Source organism: Curtobacterium sp. MCPF17_001 (assembly GCF_003234615.1).
GTDB lineage: Bacteria > Actinomycetota > Actinomycetes > Actinomycetales > Microbacteriaceae > Curtobacterium.
In genome coordinates this window covers 37,597-58,089 of record NZ_QKSL01000009.1, presented here as the reverse complement: position 1 = coordinate 58,089, position 20,493 = coordinate 37,597, and the positions used below count along the sequence as shown (strand labels likewise).

Sequence of the window (20,493 nt, the reverse complement as noted above, 5' to 3'; positions counted from 1 at the left end):
CCCGTGGTGGCGCCGCCACGGGCCTCCCGACCGGGAACGGTGCACGCACGCGCCCCGGTGGTGTGACACGGGTACTGTTCCCGGGGTGCGCGACCTCCGGAGCCTGCCCGCGACCATCGGCCTCGCCGTCGCACTCGTCCTGATGTCTGCCGCGGTGCTCGTCCCCGGTCTGACCGGCTGGGACGTGCACGTCCGGTACTTCCCGCCGCTGCACGCCTCGTGGGAGCCGCGCGTCGGACCCGGGACCATCCCGGCCGTGCTGCTGGCGCTGCTGGCGGTCGTCGCCGCGCCCCGACTGACGGCGCGACTGCGCTGGCCGTGGCTGCTGCTCATCGGGTACGCCGTCACCGTGGCCTGGTTCGCCGCCCTGGCGCTGGTGGACGGGACCGACGGGGTCGGGCGCATCCTGGACACCGGATACGAGTACATGGACACGGCTCGCGACGTCGCCGGTCGCCCGTTCGCCGAGACGCTCGACGGCTACATCCCGCGGATCGTGGACGGCCCGGGCAAGTGGCCGGTCCACATCGCCGGACACCCGCCGGGCGCACTCCTGTTCTACGTGGTCCTCGTCCGGCTCGGTGTCACCACGGGTCTCGCTGCCGGGTGGGTCACGCTGCTCGTCGCGGCGACGACGCCGGTCGCCGTGCTGCTCACCCTCCGTCGGCTCGGAGCGGGATCGGCGGCCCGTCGGGCAGCACCCTTCCTGGTGCTCGGGCCCGCGGCGGTGTGGTCGGCGGTGTCCGCCGACGCGGTGTTCGCCGCCGTCGGGGCATGGGCTGCGTGCCTGCTGGCCGTGGCGGCGTCCAGCAGGACCCGGACCGCGACCGCGGCGTGGGGGATCGGCGCCGGCCTGCTGTTCGGGTACGCCGTGATGATGTCCTACGGCCTGCCGTTGCTCGGGGTCCTCGCCGTCGCGGTGCTGCTCGCCGCGCGCAACTGGCGGCCGTTCGTCTGGGCGGTCGGCGGGGCGGTCGTCGTGGTCGGGGGCTTCGCCGTCTGGGGCTTCGCGTGGTGGCAGGCGTACCCGGTCCTCCGCGTGCGCTACTACGCCGGTGTGGCGCACAACCGGCCGATCACGTACTGGGCCTGGGGCAACCTGGGCGCGTTCGGCTTCAGTGCCGGACCCCTGGCCGGTGCGGCCGTGGCGCAGACCGTCGCGGTGACCGCCCGGACGCTGCGGGGAGCCGCGGGCGGCATCCGGGCCTGGTTCCGCCTGCCGAGACCGGTCGTCGTGCCCGTCCTGCTGTCGCTCGCGGGGATCGCGATGGTGTTCCTCGCCGACGCGTCCGGGATGAGCAAGGCCGAGGTCGAGCGCATCTGGTTGCCCTTCGCGCCCTGGGTCCTCGTCGGCACCGCCCTGCTGCCCGCCCGCTGGCGTCGTGTCGGTCTGGCGGTCCAGGTGCTGGCCGCGCTCCTGGTGCAGCACACGCTCGACACCGGGTGGTGACCGCGCTGCCCGCCGGGCGTCCGGGTGGCAGGACCTGAGCGGTCGGCGATGGTCACCCGTAGCGTTGTCGACATGACCACCTCTGTGCTCGTCGCCGGTGCGACCGGCGACCTCGGTTCGCGCATCGTCCGCGAACTCCTGCTCCTCGACACGCACGTGCGGGTCCTGACCCGCGGGGGATCGAACCGCGCGGCCGAGCAGTTCGCCGACCAGGACCGGGTCGAGGTCGTCGTCGCCGACTACACCGACCGGGCCGCACTGCTCCGGGCGCTCGAGGGCGTCGAGGTCGTGGTCTCGGCCGTCAGCGGCACCCGCTCGGTCATCGTCGACGCCCAGCGCGCCCTGCTCGCAGCCGCGGTCGACGCCGGCGTGCAGCGGTTCGTGCCGTCCGACTACGCGGCCGACTACCGCTCGGTCACCCCGGGCACCAACCGCAACTTCGAGCTCCGCCGTGAGTTCACCGCCGACGTCGACGCCGCGTCGATCCGTGCGACGTCGGTGCTCAACGGTGCCTTCGCCGACATGCTCACGGGGCAGGCGCCGCTGGTGCTGTTCGACCGGCAGCGCGTGCTGTTCTGGTCCTCGCCGGACCAGGTGCTCGACTTCACGACGAAGGACGACGTCGCGTGGGTCACCGCGCGGGTGGCGCTCGACACCGACGCCCCGCGGGTCGTCGAGGTGGCGGGGGACCGGGTGACCTCCCGGGAACTTGCGGACACGCTGTCCCGGCTCACCGGACGGACGTTCCGGCTGCAGTGGGCCGGGACCACGGGCCTCCTGTCCGCGATGGCCCGCACCGGACGGCGACTGTCGTCGACTGAGGACGAGACCTTCCCTGCCTGGCAGGGGATGCAGTACTTCGTGAGCATGTTCAGCGGCGAAGCCGAGCTGCGCCACGTCCGCAACGACCGCTACGGCCCCCACGACTACACGTCGGTGCGGGACGTGCTGGCGGCGCACCTCGGGGTCTGACCGCGAGGTCCGGGTCGTCGAGACGCCGCCGGGCTGTCGAGACGCCGCCGTGTCGTCAAGACGCCGCTGGGAACGGCGGCGTCTCGACGTCGTGGCGGCGTCTCGTGGCGGCGTCTCCTGTCCGGCGGGGCGTCGCACGGCCGGGAGGCCCGCACCACGTCGGTCGTCCGGGGTACCGTCGACGCATGGACCGTTCCGAGATCCTCGCGGCCGCAGCAGCGGCCCACGCCGCCCGCATCGCCGCCGCGGGCGGGGACGACACCGCCGCGCGTGACCGCGCCGAGGCGGCCTCGGCTGCGCCGGCACCCGAGCGTCGTCGGTCCGCGGACGCTGAGCGCGCCGCGGAGTCCGGGCGCGCCGCCGACCGCACGGAGGGCGCGCTCTCGGACTGGCGCCGGATGGGCACCCGTCGCGGTGTCACGCCGGACGCACAGGTCCGGAGTGCGTGGACGGTGACCGGCATCCCGGAGCAGGGGGACGCCCGGGCCTTCGCGAACGTGCTGCTCTCCACCGCGGGGCACGCCGGCCGGGTCGCCGACGCCGCGCGACGCAACGAACGGCTGACCGGTGCGGCACGCGCTGCCGCGCGACGGACGGTCCGCCGCTACACGGACCACGGCGCCGGCATGTCGGCCCTCGGCGACGTCCTCGACGCCGGACCGGTCGGGCACGACGGGCCGGTCGGGCACGACGGGTCGGCCGGGCGCGACGGGTCGGCCGGGCGAGACGACACGTCCGGGCGCGACGGGTCAGCCGGGCGAGACGGGTCGGCCGGGCGAGACGACACGACCGGACGCTGACGTCCGCTCTGCTTAGCGCCGGAACGGGTCCAGGTTGAGCACGGTGTCCTCGTAGAGGTACTGCTGGTCGCCGTAGACCGTGACGTCCGGGTTCAGCCAGACCAGGTCCTTCACCGAGAGTCCGAAGCGGTTCGCCACGGCGCCGATGAGGTCCTCCGACGCGATCCGGTAGGCGGTCGGGGCGCCGTCGGTCGAGCCCTCGCTGCTCGACTTGCCGGTGGCGTTCGGCCGGGCTCCGCCGTCGACCGGGTGCACGTTCGTGGTGCGGGACGGTACCGACCACCGGACGGGCTGCACGGCGAGCACCTTGCCGGGCCCGATCTCGACGGGCAGGTCCGGGCTGGCCGAGGCCGCCGCCGAGTAGACGACGATCGTGCCGAGCCAGGAAGGGTCTGCGCGGCCGGGGTCGAGCGCCGTCGAGGCGGGTGCTGCCGCTGCGCCGGGGCCGCCGCCGAGGGTGGTGTCGCCGACGCCGTGCCAGGTGATCCCGTCGCCGACCGAGGGCGGCGTCTCGAGGAACGTGGTCGCGACGGGGACCGGCAGGGTCGAGGCGAAACCGGTCCACTGTGCGGTGGGGGTGCCGTCCGCGCCGACGACGACGCGGTAGTGGAACCGGACGCTCCCCTTCGGTGAGACGACGTCGGCCTCGCTGAGGACACTGCCGACCGGGATCGGCGAGACGGTCGGGTCCGGCGCGGCGGCCTCGGTCGGGACGGCCGTCGGCGTTCGCGGAGAGGCGGACTCGGAGATGCGGCGGGCCTCGGCACTCGCGCTCGGGTCGGCCTGGGGTGTGCGGGGAGCGGCGCTGGCGGAGCTGCGCTGCGGCGCGGGGAACTCGTCCGGGCCGCGGAGCAGCGAGCAGCCGGCCGTGGCGGTCGTGACCACGACGGCGAGCACGAGTGCTGCCGTCAGTCTGCGGCTGTTCCCCTGGAGTCCGTCCCCGTGGTGCATGGTCCCCCTGCGCTCGTCCCCTGCGTGATGGATCGTCGTCTTCTGACCCGGAGAGCCTACCGGCGGCGACGTCACCAGCGGGATGGGAAGATCAGAGACGGTCCACCTCGCGAGCGGAGACGCTCTCCGAACGCGCGATGGACCGCTCCGACGCTGACCAGGGCTTTCGTGGACCGGTCCAAGTCGCGAATCGACAGGTTGTCCGGTTGACAGGACAAAGTTTCTGGGTCACGATCACTTCCACGCGACGACGCGCGATCACGGACGAAGGAGTCACCGACATGGTCGACATCAAACCGGCAGCACCGACTGTCGCCCTGCCCCCGGTCGGCACCGGCCCGCACCGCCGCCGCCTCGGACTGCTGGCGCTGGTCGCCACCTTCGGCGGGCTGCTCTTCGGCTACGACACCGGCGTGATCAACGGCGCCCTGCTCCCGATGAAGCAGGAGCTCGGTCTGACGAACTTCACCGAGGGCGTCGTGACGAGCTCCCTGCTGTTCGGTGCGGCCATCGGCGCCATGCTCGGCGGACGCATCGCCGACGGCTGGGGTCGCCGGAAGACGATCCTGGTGCTCGCGGTGACGTTCTTCGTCGGGACGCTCGCATGTGTGTTCGCTCCGACGTTCGGCGTCATCGTGGTCGGCCGCGTGCTCCTCGGCCTGGCGGTCGGCGGCGCGTCGACGGTCGTCCCGGTGTTCCTCGCCGAACTGGCCCCGTACGAGATCCGTGGGTCGCTGTCCGGCCGGAACGAACTCATGATCGTGATCGGGCAGCTCGCCGCCTTCCTGGTGAACGCGCTCATCGGCAGCCTCTGGGGAGAGGGCAACGGTGTCTGGCGGATCATGCTGGCCGTGTGCGCCCTGCCCGCCATCGCCCTGTTCGTCGGCATGCTCCGGGTCCCGGAGTCGCCGCGCTGGCTGGCGTCGAAGGGCCGCAACGACGAGGCGCTCGACGTCCTGCGGCAGATCCGCTCCGACGAGCGGGCCGAGGCCGAGATCGAGGACATCAAGCGGAGCAACGAGATCGAGGCGCAGGTCCAGCGTCAGAGCGGCTGGCACACCCTGCTCGGCAACAAGTGGCTGATCCGGATCGTGCTCATCGGTGCCGGCCTCGGTGTCGCGCAGCAGCTCACCGGCATCAACTCGATCATGTACTACGGCCAGACCGTCCTCATCGAGTCGGGCTTCCAGGCCTCCGCGGCCCTCATCGCCAACATCGCACCCGGGGTCATCGCCGTGATCGGTGGCGTCATCGCGATCATGAACATGGAGCGGATCAACCGCCGCACGACGCTGATCATCGGGTTCTCGCTGACCACGGTCTGCCACTTCCTCATCGGCATCGCCTCCGTCGCCCTGCCCGACGGCAACCCCGCCCGCCCCTGGGTGATCCTGTTCCTCGTCGTCGCGTTCGTCGGCTCGATGCAGACGTTCCTCAACATCGCCGTCTGGGTCGTGCTGTCCGAGATCTTCCCGACGCAGATCCGCGCGCTCGGCATGGGCATCTCGGTGTTCTGCCTGTGGATCGCGAACGCCTTCCTGGGGCTGTACTTCCCGTCGATCGTCGCCGCGACCGGAATCACCGGCACGTTCTTCGGCTTCGGCATCGTCGGTCTGCTGGCGCTGCTGTTCATCTGGAAGTTCGTGCCGGAGAGCCGCGGTCGCACCCTCGAAGAGGTCGAAGAAGGCGTCACGACCGGCAACATCTTCACCGTCGACAAGGTCGGTCGCCGCACGCACTGACGTCGCGACCTCACGACGGACGGGAGGCCCGGTACCAGCTGGTACCGGGCCTCCCGTCCGTCGCGTGGTCGCGTCCTACGGGCGCAGGAGCACCTTGCCGACCCGGCCCGCGGTGTCGCTCGCGCGGGCGGCGTCACGGGCGTCCTCGAACGCGAAGGTCTCGGACACGGGCAGTGTCAGCGACCCGTCGAGCACGCGTGTGATGAGTTCGCCGAACAGCTGCTGCTTCGTGTCGGACGGCATCGTGCGGCTGACGACGCTGCCCCAGAAGCCCTTCACGGTGAGCTGGCCGAAGATGACCTTGCCGGACGGGATCTCGAGCGTGGGGGAGGCCATCGCGCCGAAGACGACGAGGGTGGCCTCGTCGCCGAGGACCGAGGCGATGTCGCCCGCTGCCGGTCCGCCGACGGACTCGACGCCGGCGAGGATCGGGGCACCGCCGGTGATGGCGGTCACCTGGTCGCGCCAGTCGTCCGCGTCGGTGGCGACGATGCGCTCGATGCCCTGCTCGCGGAGCTCGTCGACACCGGCGGCGCGACGCACCAGGCCGATGACGTTGATGCCGCGCGCGGCACCGAGCTGCGCGACCATGCGGCCGACGGCACCGTTCGCCGCGTTCTGGATGAGCCAGTCACCCTCGTGCAGGTCGAGCGAGTGCAGCAGGCTGATCGCGCTGAACGGCATCGAGACGAGCTGGGCGGCGGACTCGTCGGGCATCGCGTCCGGCACCGGGATGAGCCCGGCCGCGTCGGCGACGTAGTACTCGGCCCAGACGCCGAACGTGCCACCGGCGACGCGCTGGCCGACGGTCAGGTTCGTGACGCCCTCGCCCAGGGACTCGACGACGCCGAGCGCCTCGGTGCCGGACTGGGCGGGCAGGTCGGGCTTGAAGCCGTAGGTGCCGCGGATCGTCCACAGGTCGTGGTTGTGGATCGGGGAGAGCACGGTCCGGACCAGGACCTGGCCGACGCCCGGGGTGGGGACGGGGCGCTGCTCGACGGTCAGGACGTCGGCGGGCTCGCCGAACTCCGGGTGGACGACGGCGCGCATCGTGGTCTGGTCTGCCATCGCTTCAGTCCTCCGAGACGGTGATCGTGACGTCGATGTTGCCGCGCGTCGCGTTCGAGTACGGGCACACCTGGTGGGCGGCGTCCGCGAGGGCCTGGGCCTGGTCGTGGTCCATGCCGGGGATGACGACCTCGAGCATGACGGCGAGCTGGAAGCCGCCCTGGCCGTTCGGGCCGATCTGGACGCGACCGCCGACGGAGGAGTCCGCGACCTTGACCTTCTGCGCACGGGCGACACCCTGCAGCGCGGAGTGGAAGCACGCGGCGTACCCGGCGGCGAAGAGCTGCTCGGGGTTGGCGCCGGCGCCGGAGCCGCCCATCTCCTTGGGGATGGCCATGTCCAGCTCGAGCGTGCTGTTGGTGATCTGGACCTTGCCGTTCCGGCCTTCGCCGGTGGACAGGGCTTCTGCGGTGTAGAGGACGTCCATGTGGGGTTCCTTCCTTCGTGGGGTCTTGTGGTCTGGGTGCGGTGCCCGGTTTCGCGCTGGGCGACAGGACTCGGGCCGCTCGGGGCGAGCGGTGTCGCTCAGCCCGAAGTGAGGGGAGCGGCCGCCGCTCGGTGCATCGTCTCGGTGAGGCGGTGCAGGGTCGCGATGAGTTCGGTGGCCGACTGCTCGTCGGCGAGGCCGGTGCCAGCGGCGATGCGCGCCGGTACGTGGGCGAGTTCGGTGCGCAGGGCGAGCCCGCGCTCCCCGGGCGTGACGGTCACGACTCGCTCGTCGGTGCTGCGGCGTTCGCGGCGGACCAGGTCGGCCTGCTCCATCCGCTTGAGGAGCGGGGAGAGCGTGCCGGAGTCGAGCTGCAGGTGGTCGCCCAGGCTCGAGACCGTCTGGTCACCCTCGACCCACAGGGTCACGAGGACCAGGTACTGCGGGTAGGTGAGGCCCCACGGCTCGAGCAGCGTGCGGTACGCCTGGGTCGTCGCCCGGGTCGCTGCGTAGAGGGAGAAGCACACCATCTCGTCGGTCACGGGCATGACTCCACTGTTGCACGCCATCGGATTGTGCACAACCTAGCGGGGCGGATGTCCAGTCAGGGCGGGTGTCGCCGGGGCCGGTTAGGCTGGCCGGACCGACGATGACCAGCAACGACCCAGCCTCCGCACCGACGACGACCCCAGCGATCCCGCGAGTCGGCTCATCGGCGTCCCACGGCAAGACGATCCTGATCGGCGAACACGCCGTGGTCTACGGCGCACCCGCCCTCGTCCTGCCGGTGACCGACGTCCGGGTGACCGCCACCGCGAGCCCGCTGCCGGCCGCTGATGAGCACACGCTCGAGTCGACGGTGCACACCGGGCCGCTCGGACTCGCGCCCGCTGCCGTGCTCCCGACCGTCACCGCGGTCACCGCGACGCTCCGACACCTGGCCAAGCACGGCCACGCCGACGCCGAGGGCACCCCGCTCCACGTGCTCGTCGACAGCCAGGTCCCCACCGCGCGGGGGATGGGCTCGAGCGCGGCCGTCGCCGCCGCCGTGACCGCTGCCGTCGCGGACGTGTTCGGCGTTGCGCTCGACACGGACACCCACCACGAACTCATCCAGGAGTGCGAGCGCGTCGCCCACGGCCGCCCGTCGGGACTCGACGCGCGCGGGGTCGTGGCCACGGAGCCGGTCTGGTTCGCGGACGGCGTCATCGAGCCTGTGCAGGTCACCGGCCGGTTCGTCTTCGTCGTCGCCGACACCGGCGTGCCGGGCCACACCCGCGAAGCCGTCGCCGCCGTCCGCGGCCGCCACGACCGCGCCCCCGCCGCGGTCGACGCCGTCGTGGACCGGATCGGCTCGCTCGCCACCACCGCGCGGGGGACACTCGTCGACGGCGACGCCCAGGCCCTGGGTGCCACCATGGACGCCGCGCACGAACTGCTCACCACCCTCGACGTGTCGAGTGCGGACCTCGACCGGCTCGTCGGCGCCGCACGGAAGGCGGACGCCCTGGGCGCGAAGCTCACCGGCGGTGGCCGCGGCGGATGCGTCCTGACGCTCGCCGCCGACGACGAGCACGCCGTCCGCATCGCGACCGCATTGCGCAGCGCCGGCGCGACCGCCACCTGGACCACCTCGATCGGAGCCCGTGCCTGATGACCTCCACCGCCGTCGCGCACCCCAACATCGCGCTCGTGAAGTACTGGGGCAAGGCGGACGCCGACCTCGCGCTTCCGGCCACCGGCAGCGTCTCGATGGGCCTCGACGTCTTCCCCACCACGACCTCGGTGACCCTGGCCGACCAGCGGGAGCACGACGCCTTCACGCTGAACGGCCGCGTCGTCGACGACGGCGCACTGGTGCGGGTCGAGCGGTTCCTGGACCTGGTCCGCGAGCTGGCCGGATCCGACGCCCGCGCCGTCGTCGTCTCGGAGAACACCGTGCCCACCGGCGCCGGACTGGCCTCGAGCGCGTCGGGCTTCGCCGCCCTCGCGGTCGCCGCCGCCGACGCGTACGGCCTCGACCTGTCACCGCGCGACCTCTCACGGCTCGCCCGACGCGGCTCCGGTTCGGCCACCCGGTCGATCCCCGGCGGGGTGTCGGTGTGGCACGCCGGCGACGACCAGGCCTCGTTCGCCGAGACCGTCCCCGCGCCGCCGATGGCCATGGTGGTCGTCACGATCGACGACGGCCCGAAGGAGATCGGCTCACGCGAGGCGATGCGCCGCACGATCGCGACGTCGCCGTTCTACCCGGCCTGGGTGAGCTCGACGACCGTCACCGTGGACGACATGCTCGCCGCGTGTGCCGCCGGGGACTTCACCCGGATCGGCCAGCTCACCGAGAGCAACGCGCTCCGCATGCACGCCACGATCGAGGGCGCGTTCCCCCCGATCCGCTACCTGAACAGCCGGAGCGTCGCGGTGTTCGACGCCGTCGCCGCGATGCGTGGCGAGGGGCTCGAGGCATACGCCACCGCCGATGCCGGCCCGAACGTCGTCGTGCTCTGCCGTCCGGAGGACCGTGCCCGCGTGGCGGCGGCCCTGGACGGGTTCGGAGCGGTCATCGAGTCCGGCACCGGACCAGCCGCGGGGCTGGTCCGCTCCGAAGGCACGGGGGAGAACCCCGAGGCAGAGGAGAGCACCGCGTGATCGAGTTCCGAGCCCACGGCAAGCTGTTCGTGGCGGGCGAGTACGCCGTCGTCGAGCCCGGACAACCGTCGGTGCTCATCGCCCTCGACCGGGCGATCACCGCACGCGTGAGCGAGGGCCACGGCGCCGGCAGCGTGCACTCAGAGGAGTACGGCAACCTCCCGCTGACCTGGACCCGGGCCGAGGACGGCCTGGCGCTCGACCGCGAGCACCACCCCTACGACTACGTGATGGCGACGATCGACCTGGTCGAGAAGCTCCGCGCGGAGCTCGGGATCGCGCCGCGGTTCCACGACCTGCGCATCGAGAGCCAGCTCGACGACGCCAGCGGCCGGAAGTTCGGTCTCGGGTCCTCCGCCGCGGTGACCGTGGCGACCGTCGGGGCCCTCGACCGCTTCTACGGCCTCGGACTCTCGCAGCGCCGACGCTTCATGGTGGCGCTGCTCGCGACGATCCGTGTCGCACCGCGTGCCTCCGGCGGCGACCTGGCCGCGAGCACGTTCGGCGGCTGGCTCCGCTACAGCGCGCCGGACCGCGAGGTCCTGGCCGGCCTGCTCGACGAGCGCTCGGTCTCGTCGATCCTCGACGACGACGAGGCCTGGGCCGGGTTCGACGTCGAGCACCTGCCCGCCCCGACCGACCTGCGCCTCCTGGTCGGCTGGACCGGTTCGCCAGCGTCCACCACGAAGCTCGTCGGCGTCGTCCGCCGACACCGTGACGGCGACTACGCGGCGTTCCTCGACGCCAGCCGGGCCTGCGTGGACGACCTGACCACGGGCCTCCGGACCGGCGACGCGGATCGCACGCTCGGTGCGCTCCGACGCGCGCGCGGCCTGCTGCAGGACCTCGGGACGTCCGTCGGGTCCCAGATCGAGACCCCGCGGCTGGCGACCCTCTGCGACGTCGTCGAGGCCGCCGGTGGTGCGGCGAAGCCCTCCGGCGCCGGCGGCGGCGACTGCGGCATCGCGCTCGTCCCCGCGGACAGTGACGCAGCCGACATCTTCCGCGCCTGGGAGGCGCACGACATCAGGCACCTCAGCGTCGCGGTGCAACCCGAGGAAGGGACCACGCGATGAGTGACCTGCAGACCCCGATCCCCACGAAGTGGGTCGGACCGATCCGCGTCAGCGGCAACGCCGTCGAGGGTGAGCACGAGGTGCCCCTCGCCACGTACGAATCGCCGCTCTGGCCGTCCGTCGGCCGTGGCGCACGGATCTCCCGCATGATCGAGGGCGGCATCGTCTCGACGGTCGTCGACGAGCGGATGACCCGGTCGGTCGTCGTCCGTGCCGCCAGCGCCGCTGCCGCGCACATCTCCGCCGGCCGGATCCTGGCGCGCCAGGCCGAGCTCGAGGCGATCGTCGTCGGGCAGAGCCGGTTCGCGAAGCTCATCGAGGTGCACCCGGAGATCGTCGGGGACCTGCTGTTCCTGCGTTTCGCGTTCACCACCGGCGACGCGTCCGGGCACAACATGGTGACGCAGGCCGCGGACACGCTGCTGCCCGCGATCCTGGCATGGGAGCCGGAGCTGCGGTACGTGTCGATCTCCGGCAACTTCTGCTCCGACAAGAAGGCGACCGCGGTGAACGGCATCCGCGGTCGTGGCCGGAACACCATCGCCGAGATCGTGATCCCGGGCGAGATCGTGGAGAAGCGTCTGCGCTCGTCCACCGAGCGGATCGTCGAGCTGAACACCGCGAAGAACCTGGTCGGCTCCACCATCGCCGGGGCGCTGCGCTCGGCGAACGCGCACTACGCCAACATGCTGCTCGGCTTCTACCTGGCCACCGGACAGGACGCCGCGAACATCGTCGAGGGCTCCCAGGGGATCACGCTCGCCCAGGCCCGCGGCGACGACCTGTACTTCTCGTGCTCGCTGCCGCACCTGATCGTCGGCACCGTCGGCAACGGCAAGGGCAACGACCTGCCGGTGGTGGAGGACGCCCTGGTGCGCCTCGGCTGCCGGGAGGACCGCGAGCCCGGTGCCAACGCCCGCCGTCTGGCCGCACTCTGCGCCGCCACCGTGCTGTGCGGGGAACTCTCGCTGCTCGCCGCGCAGACGAACCCGGGCGAGCTGATGGCGGCCCACGTCGCCATGGAACGCCGCGGACACCGACCCGAAGGAGCCTCGGCATGACCGCCCAGCACCCACTCGCACTGGGCATCCACGACCTCGCCATCGCGACGGGGCACCACGTGCTCGACCTCGACGACCTCGCCGCCGTGAACGGTGTCGACCCGGCGAAGTACCACGTCGGCATCGGCCAGGACGCGTTCAGCGTGCCCGCCCCGGACGAGGACATCGTCACGATGGGTGCCGCCGCCGCGAAGGAGGTGCTGGACCGCCACGGGGTCGACGGCATCCGGACCGTGCTGTTCGCCACCGAGTCCGGGGTCGACCAGTCGAAGGCCGCCGGCGTGTACGTGCACGGACTGCTCGGCCTGCCCCGCAACGTCCGCGTCGTCGAGCTGAAGCAGGCCTGCTACGGCGGGACCGCCGCGGTGCAGATGGCGCTCGGCATCATCGCGCGCGACCCGAGCGAGCGCGTGCTCGTCATCGCCGCCGACGTCGCCCGCTACGACGTGGAGACCGCGGCCGAGCCGACGCAGGGTGCTGGTGCGGTCGTCATGCTCATCGCCGCCGATCCGGACCTGATCGAACTCGAGCCGCAGTCCGGCCTGTTCACGGCGGACGTCGACGACTTCTGGCGGCCGAACGACCGCTCCACCGCGCTGGTCGACGGCCGGCTGTCGGTCACGGCGTACGTCGACGCCTTCATCGGGGCCTGGGACGACCTGGCCTCGCGAGGTGGCCCGGGCATCGAGGCGATCGACCGCTTCGTCCACCACCAGCCGTTCACGAAGATGGCGATCAAGGCACACCGGAAGCTCGCCCAGCACGTCGGGGTCCCCTTCGAGGAGACCGAGCTGGCCGTCGGCTTCACGTACAACCGGCAGACCGGCAACACGTACACGGCGTCGCTCTGGATCGCCCTCGGTGCGCTGCTCGACCTGGACGACGACCTGGCCGGTGCCCGCATCGGCATGTTCAGCTACGGCTCCGGCAGCGTCGGCGAGCTCATGACGGGCGTCGTGCGCGACGGTTACCGCGACCACCGCCGGGACGGACGGGTCACCGGGTTGCTGGCGGCCCGGGTGCCGCTGTCGGTCGAGGCCTACCGCGAGCTGCACGCTGCCGGTGCCGCGACGAGCGAGGACGTCGAGCGTCCCCGGGTGACCGCGGCGCCGTTCCGCTTCGCGGGGGTGTCCGGTGGCGCTCGGCACTACGAGGCGACCGGGACCGCACCGACGGCGGCCAGCTGAGCGGTTCCCCGTCCGATCCGTGCGGATGACCGGTGCCGGTGCCAGGGTGCGAGCCAGGGCCAGGGCCAGGGCCAGGGCGAGGGCGAGGTCCTGCGCCATCCGCCGTGCGCGGCCACCGTGTACGCGATCCGCGGATGGCCGGACCTGCGTGGTTGCGGCTCGGATCCCGACGTAGCGTTCGGTCACGAGCAGCACCGCGTCAGGGTGCGGTGCTGCCGAGACCAGGGAGGCGTCATGGGCGCACACCGAGCACCGCAGACCGGGGTGGCACCGTGACCCGGCACGAGACACATCCCGGTCTCGCGCCGGCGACGGCCAGGAACCACCGCGAGCAGCAGTGGATGCCGCCGTTCCGCGACCTGATGTGCAACACCGTGGACGTCGTCCAGACCCAGTTGGTCCGCGGCGCTCCGTTCGCCAGTGCCGGAGCACGTGGGCGCGAGCGGGTCGCGGTGCTGTCGGTCAGCGGACTGGGCTGATCTCCGGAGGGGGCGGCGGACCTCCCGGTCGTCAGCGGGACCATGCAGACCAACGCGCCACCGGCACCCCGCTGGGCTCCCGCAGGCGACGCGCTAGGAGACCGGGCTGTGGTCGTCGCGTTCGCGTTCCGTGTCGTGCACCACGGTCGACGGCAGCGCGGCACCGGGCAGGAACTCGCCGCTCGGTGCGACGGCCACGCCGGGGACGTCGGCGTCGAACGCTGCCGCCGTGGCGGGGCTCAGGGCGTCGGGTTCGTCGTGGTGCAGATGGATCGGGTGCACGAGACGACCGTAGCGACCGTCGCAGCCTCCCACCAGTCGGTGCACCGCCGGCCGGTCCGGGTTGCGCGGCCGCTCCCGACCGGCACCGGCCCTCCTCGTCACTGCCCGGTGACCGCGCGACGGATCTGCTCGATCGGGACCTTCGGTGTCCGGTCCGCGTTGAGCAGGCCGTTCGTCTCCTGCATGGTGTCGGTCAGCTGCGTCCAGCAGGACCCCGCCAGGAAGGTGCTGGCCCGGACCGCGTCGTGCAGCGCGGTGATGCGGCCGACCCAGTCGTCCCCGTCGACGGCGGTCGTGTAGCCCCAGCCCTCCTCGCGTCGGCCACCGGACTGGTGCCGGACCCCGCCGAACTCGGTGAGCATCACCGGCTGTCCGCGGTCGACCGCGCCGCCGACGAACTGCGGGTGGCCGGACGGGGCGAGCCCGTCCAGCGCACGCGTCCGGGCCGCGTCGTCGGCGTAGGTGCGGGCCAGGACGTCGCCGTCGCCCTCGTAGTCGTGGATCGTCACGATGTCGGTGTCCTGCTGCTCCCACCCGTCGTTGCCGATCACCGGTCGCGACGGGTCGAGGGCCCGGGTCAGGTCGACGAGTGCCCGGGCGTACGCCTGCTGCGCCGGGTCGGAGACGACGTGCTGGATGCCCCACGACTCGTTGAACGGCACCCACGTGACGATCGACGGGTGCGAGGCGTCCCGTTCGACGGCGGCCGTCCACTCGGCGGTCAGCAGCCGGACGGCGGTGGGGGAGAACTCGTACGCGGCCGGTGCCTCGCCCCACACCAGGAGGCCCAGGCGGTCGGCCCAGTGCAGGAACCGGGGGTCCTCGATCTTCTGGTGCATCCGGGCCGCGTTGAAGCCCAGGGCCTTGATGAGCTCGACCTCCTGACGGTGTGCGAGCGGGTGCGGGGCGGCCAGGTGCGACTCCGGCCAGAACGCCTGGTCGAGGACGCTCCGCACCGGGTACGGCTGACGGTTGAGCAGGAACCGCCCGCCGCCGACACCGACGCTGCGGAGCCCGAGGTAGCTCGAGACCGCGTCGAGCACCTGACCGGCGTCATCGACCAGGGTGAGCACGGCGTCGACGAGGCGCGGGTGCTCCGGGGACCAGGTGAGCTCGTCCTCGGCCTGGCCGTTCCGCTGCCGGGCGACGGGCACCGTGACGTCGAGGGTGGGCCGGCTCGCGGTGGCGTCGAAGTCGGTGGTGCCGAGGTCCTCGTCGCGCTCGTCGAACCGCAGGGTGACGCGGAGGCGGGCGCCGGCGGGGACGCGCCCACGGAACCGGACGGTCAGGTCGACGGCCGTGGGTCCGGCCGGGGTCCACCGGAGGGTGCTGATCGCGGTGGTGGGCACGGCCTCCAGCCAGACCGGCTGCCAGATGCCGGTCGTGCGTCGGTACCAGATGGCGTGCGCGTCCTCGTGCCAGTCCTGCTTGCCGCGCGGCTGCGTCACGTCGAGGGGGTCGTCCTCGGCGCGGACGACGAGGAGGTGTTCGGTCGGACCGGCGTCCTCGCCGGCCTCGGCCAGCAGCGCGGTGACGTCGAACGAGAACGGGGTGTGGCCGCCCTCGTGCTCGCCGACGAACCGGCCGTCGATCCAGACCTGCGCCCGGTGGTCGACGGCGCCGAAGTGCAGCAGCAGGCGCGGCCGCTCGGGCCCCCGACCCGCGGCGTCGAGTTCTGCCCGGCGGATGGTCCGGGCGTACCAGACGACGGGGTGGAACCCCGGGTCGCCGATGCCGGAGGCCGTCGACTCCGGCGGGAACGGCACCGTGATCTCGAGCGGGTCCGGGAGGCCCGTGGTCCATCCCGAGTCCGCTCCGGTGTCCGCGTCGTCGTGTCGGAAGGACCAGGTGCCGCTGAGGTCGGTCCAGTGGTGCCGCAGCATCTGTGGCCGGGGGTAGCGCCCGTCCTGTCGGCTCGCGAGGGGGACGTCGGGGACGACGACGGGGGCCGGGGAAGCGACGGTGCTCATGGTGGTGCAATTTACAGCGCTGTAAACAAGCCGTCAACGACCCGGGTCGCGGCGGGCGCGCGTCGACGGCCGCGGTACGGTGAGCGCGTGGGCCAGGTCACGTTGCAGGACGTCGCGGAGCACGCCGGCGTCTCCATGAAGACCGTGTCCAACGTCGTGCGCGGCTACCGGCACGTCAGCGACGCCATGCGGACCCGCGTGCAGCACTCCATCGACGCCCTCGGCTACCGGCCGAACGTCTCCGGCCGCAGCCTGGCGACCGGCCGCACGAACATGCTCGCCTTCGCGTTCCCGGACCTCCGGCGACCGTACTTCGCCGAACTCGCACACGTCTTCTCGCGCGTCTGTGCCGACCGCGGATACCAGCTCCTGCTCGAGGAGACCGCCGGTGCTCCGGGGGGCGAGCTCTCCGCCGTCCGCGGGCGCGAAGCCGGCGTCGTCGACGGTGTCGTCATCCACCCCCAGGTCCTCACGCCGACCGAGATCGACAGCGCCCGCGGGGACACCGCCGTCGTGTTCCTCGGCGAGGACGTCCGGCCACCGGGGAGCGACCTCGTGGCGATCGACAACGTGCTCGCGGCGTCCGAGGCCGTCGCCCACCTCGCCGCCCTCGGACGTCGGCGCATCGGGTTCCTCGGACACGAGGTCGGCGAGCAGTCCCGCACCTCCGCCTTCCGCCTGGAGGGGTACCGCGACGGCCTGACCGCGGCCGGCCTGCCGTTCGACGCGTCGCTCTGCGTCGCGCGTGAGGTCGGCGACGCCCGCGGGGCCGAGCACGCGTTCGGGCAGGCGCTCGACGCCGGCCTGTCCATCGACGGGCTGCTGTGCCGTGACGACCTCGCTGCCGTCGGCGCGCTCCGGGCGATGCGCCTGCGCGGACTCGAAGCACCGCGGGACATCGCCGTCGTCGGGTGGGACGCGATCGGCCTCGCCGCCAGCCTGGTCCCGAGCCTGACGTCGGTCGCGCCGGACACCGTCGCGCTCGCCGAGGCCGCCCTGGACCGCCTGCAGGAGCGCATCGCCGGGCGTCCCGGGGAGGGACGTGCCGTGACCGTCGGGCACCGGATCCTGGTGGGGGAGAGCGCGCCGTACCCCGACGGATCGGTCGACTGACCGCTGCCGGTCGGTGATCGGACCCGCTCGACAGGCTCAGGTGCCGGGCGTACCACCTGCGGTCGCGGCCTCCCGTCGGACCCGGCGACGGGCCTCCCGGATGCTCGCCCGCTGCAGTCGCATGGACGGCCAGCCGGAGGCATGCGCATGCGCGGCGAGCCCCTGGTCCGGGTTCACCACGACCGGGTGCCCGACGAGCGACAGCAGCGGGATGTCGTGGCGGGAGTCGGAGTACGCCCAGCACGCGGCGGGGTCGGCCCCGGTCTCGGTGAGCAGTCGGCGGGCGGCGACGGCCTTGTGCTCGCCGTGCAGGAACGCACCCTCGAGGCGGCCGGTGTAGGCCCCGTCGCTGGTCTCGAAGACGCTGCCGAGCGCACCGGTGAGCCCGAGGCTGCGGGCGATCACCTCTGCCAGGAACGTCGGCGTCGCGGTCACGAGCCACACCTCGTGGCCCTTCGCCAGGTGCTCCTGCGCGAGTGCGGCGGTCTCCGGCCACACCGTCGCAGCGGTGTGGCGGACGTAGACGTCGTCGGACAGCTTCGCCATGTCGGCGACCGTGATGCCCGTGATCACCTCGAGCCCGCGGGTCTGGGCGGACGCCAGGTGCCGGTCGTTCTCGCCGCGGACCTTGAAGCGCGCGTGCTTCCAGCCGGCGCTGACGATGTCCCGCATCGTGATGAGTCCGGCGGCACGGAGCCCGCGCACCAGGTGGAACGCGCTCGCGCCGTGGATCAGGGTGTTGTCCACGTCGAAGAACGCGAGGACCGGGGTGCCCGCCTGCTCGTCCGTCATCGGCCCAGGCTAGGCGGTGTGGCTGAACCCACCGCGGAACGCAACGTCGGCGGCGTCCCGCGACGGAGTACCGCTGCGAGACGCCGCCGACGTTGCGTGTTGCGGTCAGACCTCCGGGTGCACGCTCCCGAGCAGCTCCACGAGCGCGCTCCGGAGCGAGTCGGGCAGCCCGACGGTCTCCAGCTCCACGAGTCGGTCGGCTCGCGGGACGGCCCGGTCCACGACCTCCCACGCGGTGAGCTTCTCGGCGTTCCCCGCCTGGGCGCTCTCCAGCAGCTGCCGGGCGGCGTCTCGGGCGTCGACACCGACGGTCGGCGCGCCGGCGAGGGTGAGCGTCGCGCCCTCGTCCGTCACGACGTCCAGGTCGACGGAGAAGCGGTCGGCCGCGACGACCTGCACCTCTTGCCCGTCTGCGGGTGACCCGAGGAACGTGATCCGCCACCGTCGCCGGACGGGCACGCTGTCGACGTCGCCGTCCGCCGGGTCGATCCGGAAGGAGGCCGTGCTCCGGTCCCAGGTCAGCGTCGTCCGGCAGACGCCGCCGTCCGGGTCCTCGGGCCCCTCGCGGTCCTCCACGAGTGTGAACGACCCGGAGGCCCCGGGCGCGACGAGCACCTCGAGGGCCGCCGGGTTCACGGTCGCGTCGACCTCGTCCGGTGCGGCGAGCGGCAGGATCCCGCCGGCACGGAGCAGCACGGGGATGGTCTCGAGGCTGCGGTGCAGGTCCACGAACCGGTCGCCGGCGTAGGTGGTGCCCGTGAAGACGTCCGTCCAGGTCCCTGCCGGCAGCCAGGCCCGGGCGCGACCGCGCAGGGTCACGGGGTCTCGCGGTTCGACGATCGGCGCGACGACGAGCTCGGTGCCGAAGGCGTACTCGTTCGGCACCCGGTAGGCCTCGTCCCGGTGCGGCTCCAGGTGGTACATCGGTCGGACGAGCGGTGTGCCGGCGGCGGCGAGGTGGTTCATCGTGTGCAGGTACGGCACGAGTCGGTGCCGGAAGCGCAGCGCGTCACCCATCGCAGCCCGCGGCTCGGCGGGGAACACCCAGGGCTCCTTGCGGATGAACGGGTTGTTCGCCGAGTGCAGCCGCATGACGGGGGAGAACACCCCGAACTGCACCCACCGGGTGGCGAGCTCGTCGTCCCGGACACCGCGGGTGTGGCCGCCGATGTCGTGGCTCCACCAGGGGTACCCGATGTTCGCGGCGGTCGCGGTGAACTCCGGTTGGAACGCCAGCGACGCCCACGAGACGACGGCGTCCCCGGAGAAGCCGACGGCGTACCGCTGGCTGCCGGGGCCGGCGTAGCGGGAGAACGTCATGCCGGCGCCACCGTCGCGGGCCGAGTCCAACAGGTGGAAGTGGTTGAGCACCCAGAGCGGGTCCACCCCCGGGATGGAGGACGTCCGGCCCTGCTGCCAGTCGATCCACCAGAAGTCGACGCCCTGTTCCTCGAGTGGACGGTGCAGGACCTCGAAGTACGCGCGGAGGAAGTCGGGGTCGGTGGGGTCGAACGGGATCGCCTGCTCGGTGTCCGGGTCGACGCCCATCGCTGCGGCCATCGCGGGGTAGGCGTCCTCGAACGCCCGGACACCGTCGGCGGGGTGCAGGTTCAGCGTCGTACGCATCCCGCGCCGGTGCAGTTCGGCCAGGAACGCCTGCGGGTCGGGGAAGAGCGAGGGCTCCCACGAGTAGCCGGTCCAGCCGTTGCCGAACCGGGACGGGACGGAGTCGACACGGTGCCAGTCCATGTCGATCACGGCGACGGAGAACGGCAGACGCTCTTCGTCGAACCGGTCGAGCAGGGCCAGGTACGACTCGTCCGAGTACGGGTGGTACCGGCTCCACCAGTTGCCGAGCGCCCACCGGGGCATCAGGGTCGGTGGCCCGGACACCGCGTGGAAGGCGCGGAGTGCCTCGCCGTAGTCGCGCCCGTACGCGAACACGCTGACGTCCCGGCGGCCGGGGATGCGGCTGCCGACCGAGCCGTCGTCCTCGAACAGGAACGACTCGCTGTCGTCGAGCATGACGATGCCGTCGCGCGCCAGGATGCCGGACTCGAGCGGCATCCGCCCGTCCACGTCGTCGAGGGTGCGTCCGGTGCCACCCAGGTCGCGGGCCTCCTGTCCGTACCGCCACCGGTTGGCGTCGGGTCCGGAGGTCTCGACGACCAGGCCGGCCGAGGAGAAGGGCCGACCGTCGTAGCGCAGGGTGGCGCGGCCGGTCGTCACCTCGACCCCCTCGCCGCGGCGGGTGACGGTGTACTCGGGGACGTCCAGCCGTCGCCGGATCGCGAAGGTGGAGGCGCGGTCCTCGAACCCGCCGTCCTCGCTCCACTCGATCCGGAACAGCCCGTCGCGGAGGACGGTGACCCGCCAGTGGTCGCCGGTGACGGTCGCGTCCGGGGACGCGACCGGGTCGGAGCCGGGGAACGGGCGGATGGTGGGCAGTGGCGACGTGGTCACGTGTGGTGGTC

General features: G+C 72.6%; 19 protein-coding genes. 11 read left to right on the top strand and 8 right to left on the bottom strand.

What is annotated here, in order from left to right:
- Window positions 1-85: 85 nt before the first annotated feature.
- From DEJ24_RS10005 to DEJ24_RS17105, 3 genes are all read left to right on the top strand, one after another.
- Complete coding sequence (locus DEJ24_RS10005; RefSeq protein WP_220036709.1) at window positions 86-1,450, top strand: hypothetical protein; 1,365 nt, start codon at window positions 86-88, stop codon at window positions 1,448-1,450.
- Between the two features lie 72 nt (window positions 1,451-1,522).
- Window positions 1,523-2,422, top strand: coding sequence for an NmrA family NAD(P)-binding protein (locus DEJ24_RS10000; RefSeq protein ID WP_111078503.1), 900 nt, complete (start codon window positions 1,523-1,525; stop codon window positions 2,420-2,422).
- Window positions 2,423-2,607: 185 nt separating this feature from the next.
- Window positions 2,608-3,222, top strand: coding sequence for a hypothetical protein (locus DEJ24_RS17105; RefSeq protein WP_146245969.1), 615 nt, complete (start codon window positions 2,608-2,610; stop codon window positions 3,220-3,222).
- A gap of 12 nt (window positions 3,223-3,234) precedes the next feature.
- Here the strand turns inward: DEJ24_RS17105 and DEJ24_RS09990 are convergent, their stop codons facing one another.
- Window positions 3,235-4,173 (bottom strand): LysM domain-containing protein, encoded by a 939-nt coding sequence (locus tag DEJ24_RS09990; protein ID WP_111078501.1) that lies wholly within the window; start codon window positions 4,171-4,173, stop codon window positions 3,235-3,237.
- Between the two features lie 281 nt (window positions 4,174-4,454).
- On the opposite strand from DEJ24_RS09990, the gene DEJ24_RS09985 reads away from it, so the two are divergent.
- On the top strand, window positions 4,455-5,915 hold the full coding sequence (locus DEJ24_RS09985) for a sugar porter family MFS transporter (RefSeq protein ID WP_111078500.1): 1,461 nt from the start codon (window positions 4,455-4,457) through the stop codon (window positions 5,913-5,915).
- A 75-nt stretch (window positions 5,916-5,990) separates the two neighbouring features.
- Here the strand turns inward: DEJ24_RS09985 and DEJ24_RS09980 are convergent, their stop codons facing one another.
- The 3 genes from DEJ24_RS09980 to DEJ24_RS09970 all read right to left on the bottom strand — a co-directional run bounded on the left by DEJ24_RS09980 (window position 5,991) and on the right by DEJ24_RS09970 (window position 7,958).
- Window positions 5,991-6,965, bottom strand: coding sequence for a zinc-binding dehydrogenase (locus DEJ24_RS09980; RefSeq protein ID WP_111078583.1), 975 nt, complete (start codon window positions 6,963-6,965; stop codon window positions 5,991-5,993).
- A gap of 22 nt (window positions 6,966-6,987) precedes the next feature.
- Complete coding sequence (locus DEJ24_RS09975) at window positions 6,988-7,410, bottom strand: organic hydroperoxide resistance protein (protein ID WP_111078499.1); 423 nt, start codon at window positions 7,408-7,410, stop codon at window positions 6,988-6,990.
- Window positions 7,411-7,508: 98 nt separating this feature from the next.
- Window positions 7,509-7,958, bottom strand: a complete 450-nt coding sequence (locus DEJ24_RS09970; protein WP_181436575.1) for a MarR family winged helix-turn-helix transcriptional regulator — start codon at window positions 7,956-7,958, stop codon at window positions 7,509-7,511.
- A gap of 101 nt (window positions 7,959-8,059) precedes the next feature.
- Here DEJ24_RS09970 and mvk point away from each other — a divergent pair, with 101 nt between their 5' ends.
- The 6 genes from mvk to DEJ24_RS16600 all read left to right on the top strand — a co-directional run bounded on the left by mvk (window position 8,060) and on the right by DEJ24_RS16600 (window position 13,862).
- Window positions 8,060-9,064, top strand: coding sequence for a mevalonate kinase (gene mvk, locus DEJ24_RS09965; protein WP_111078498.1), 1,005 nt, complete (start codon window positions 8,060-8,062; stop codon window positions 9,062-9,064).
- Window positions 9,064-10,059, top strand: coding sequence for a diphosphomevalonate decarboxylase (gene mvaD / locus DEJ24_RS09960; protein WP_111078497.1), 996 nt, complete (start codon window positions 9,064-9,066; stop codon window positions 10,057-10,059). The genes mvk and mvaD overlap by 1 nt, the downstream gene beginning before the upstream one ends.
- Window positions 10,056-11,135, top strand: a complete 1,080-nt coding sequence (locus DEJ24_RS09955; protein WP_111078496.1) for a phosphomevalonate kinase — start codon at window positions 10,056-10,058, stop codon at window positions 11,133-11,135. Before mvaD ends, DEJ24_RS09955 begins: the two co-directional genes overlap by 4 nt.
- Window positions 11,132-12,196, top strand: coding sequence for a hydroxymethylglutaryl-CoA reductase (locus tag DEJ24_RS09950; protein WP_111078495.1), 1,065 nt, complete (start codon window positions 11,132-11,134; stop codon window positions 12,194-12,196). The genes DEJ24_RS09955 and DEJ24_RS09950 overlap by 4 nt, the downstream gene beginning before the upstream one ends.
- Complete coding sequence (locus tag DEJ24_RS09945) at window positions 12,193-13,383, top strand: hydroxymethylglutaryl-CoA synthase (protein WP_111078494.1); 1,191 nt, start codon at window positions 12,193-12,195, stop codon at window positions 13,381-13,383. The genes DEJ24_RS09950 and DEJ24_RS09945 overlap by 4 nt, the downstream gene beginning before the upstream one ends.
- A gap of 272 nt (window positions 13,384-13,655) precedes the next feature.
- Window positions 13,656-13,862 (top strand): hypothetical protein, encoded by a 207-nt coding sequence (locus tag DEJ24_RS16600; RefSeq protein WP_146242599.1) that lies wholly within the window; start codon window positions 13,656-13,658, stop codon window positions 13,860-13,862.
- Between the two features lie 93 nt (window positions 13,863-13,955).
- Here the strand turns inward: DEJ24_RS16600 and DEJ24_RS09940 are convergent, their stop codons facing one another.
- Complete coding sequence (locus DEJ24_RS09940) at window positions 13,956-14,144, bottom strand: hypothetical protein (RefSeq protein ID WP_146245968.1); 189 nt, start codon at window positions 14,142-14,144, stop codon at window positions 13,956-13,958.
- A gap of 98 nt (window positions 14,145-14,242) precedes the next feature.
- Entirely contained in the window at window positions 14,243-16,114 is a 1,872-nt protein-coding gene (locus tag DEJ24_RS09935; RefSeq protein WP_111078492.1) for a glycoside hydrolase family 2 TIM barrel-domain containing protein, read from the bottom strand.
- 87 nt (window positions 16,115-16,201) lie between these two features.
- On the opposite strand from DEJ24_RS09935, the gene DEJ24_RS09930 reads away from it, so the two are divergent.
- Window positions 16,202-17,227: a LacI family DNA-binding transcriptional regulator gene (locus DEJ24_RS09930; RefSeq protein ID WP_111078491.1), complete on the top strand. Its 1,026-nt coding sequence runs from the start codon at window positions 16,202-16,204 to the stop codon at window positions 17,225-17,227.
- Window positions 17,228-17,263: 36 nt separating this feature from the next.
- Here the strand turns inward: DEJ24_RS09930 and DEJ24_RS09925 are convergent, their stop codons facing one another.
- Together DEJ24_RS09925 and DEJ24_RS09920 are read right to left on the bottom strand one after the other, a co-directional pair.
- Window positions 17,264-18,019 (bottom strand): HAD family phosphatase, encoded by a 756-nt coding sequence (locus DEJ24_RS09925; RefSeq protein WP_111078490.1) that lies wholly within the window; start codon window positions 18,017-18,019, stop codon window positions 17,264-17,266.
- Between the two features lie 105 nt (window positions 18,020-18,124).
- A complete protein-coding gene (locus DEJ24_RS09920) occupies window positions 18,125-20,482 on the bottom strand; it encodes a glycoside hydrolase family 31 protein (RefSeq protein ID WP_111078489.1) in 2,358 nt (785 codons plus the stop codon).
- Window positions 20,483-20,493 lie beyond the last annotated feature (11 nt).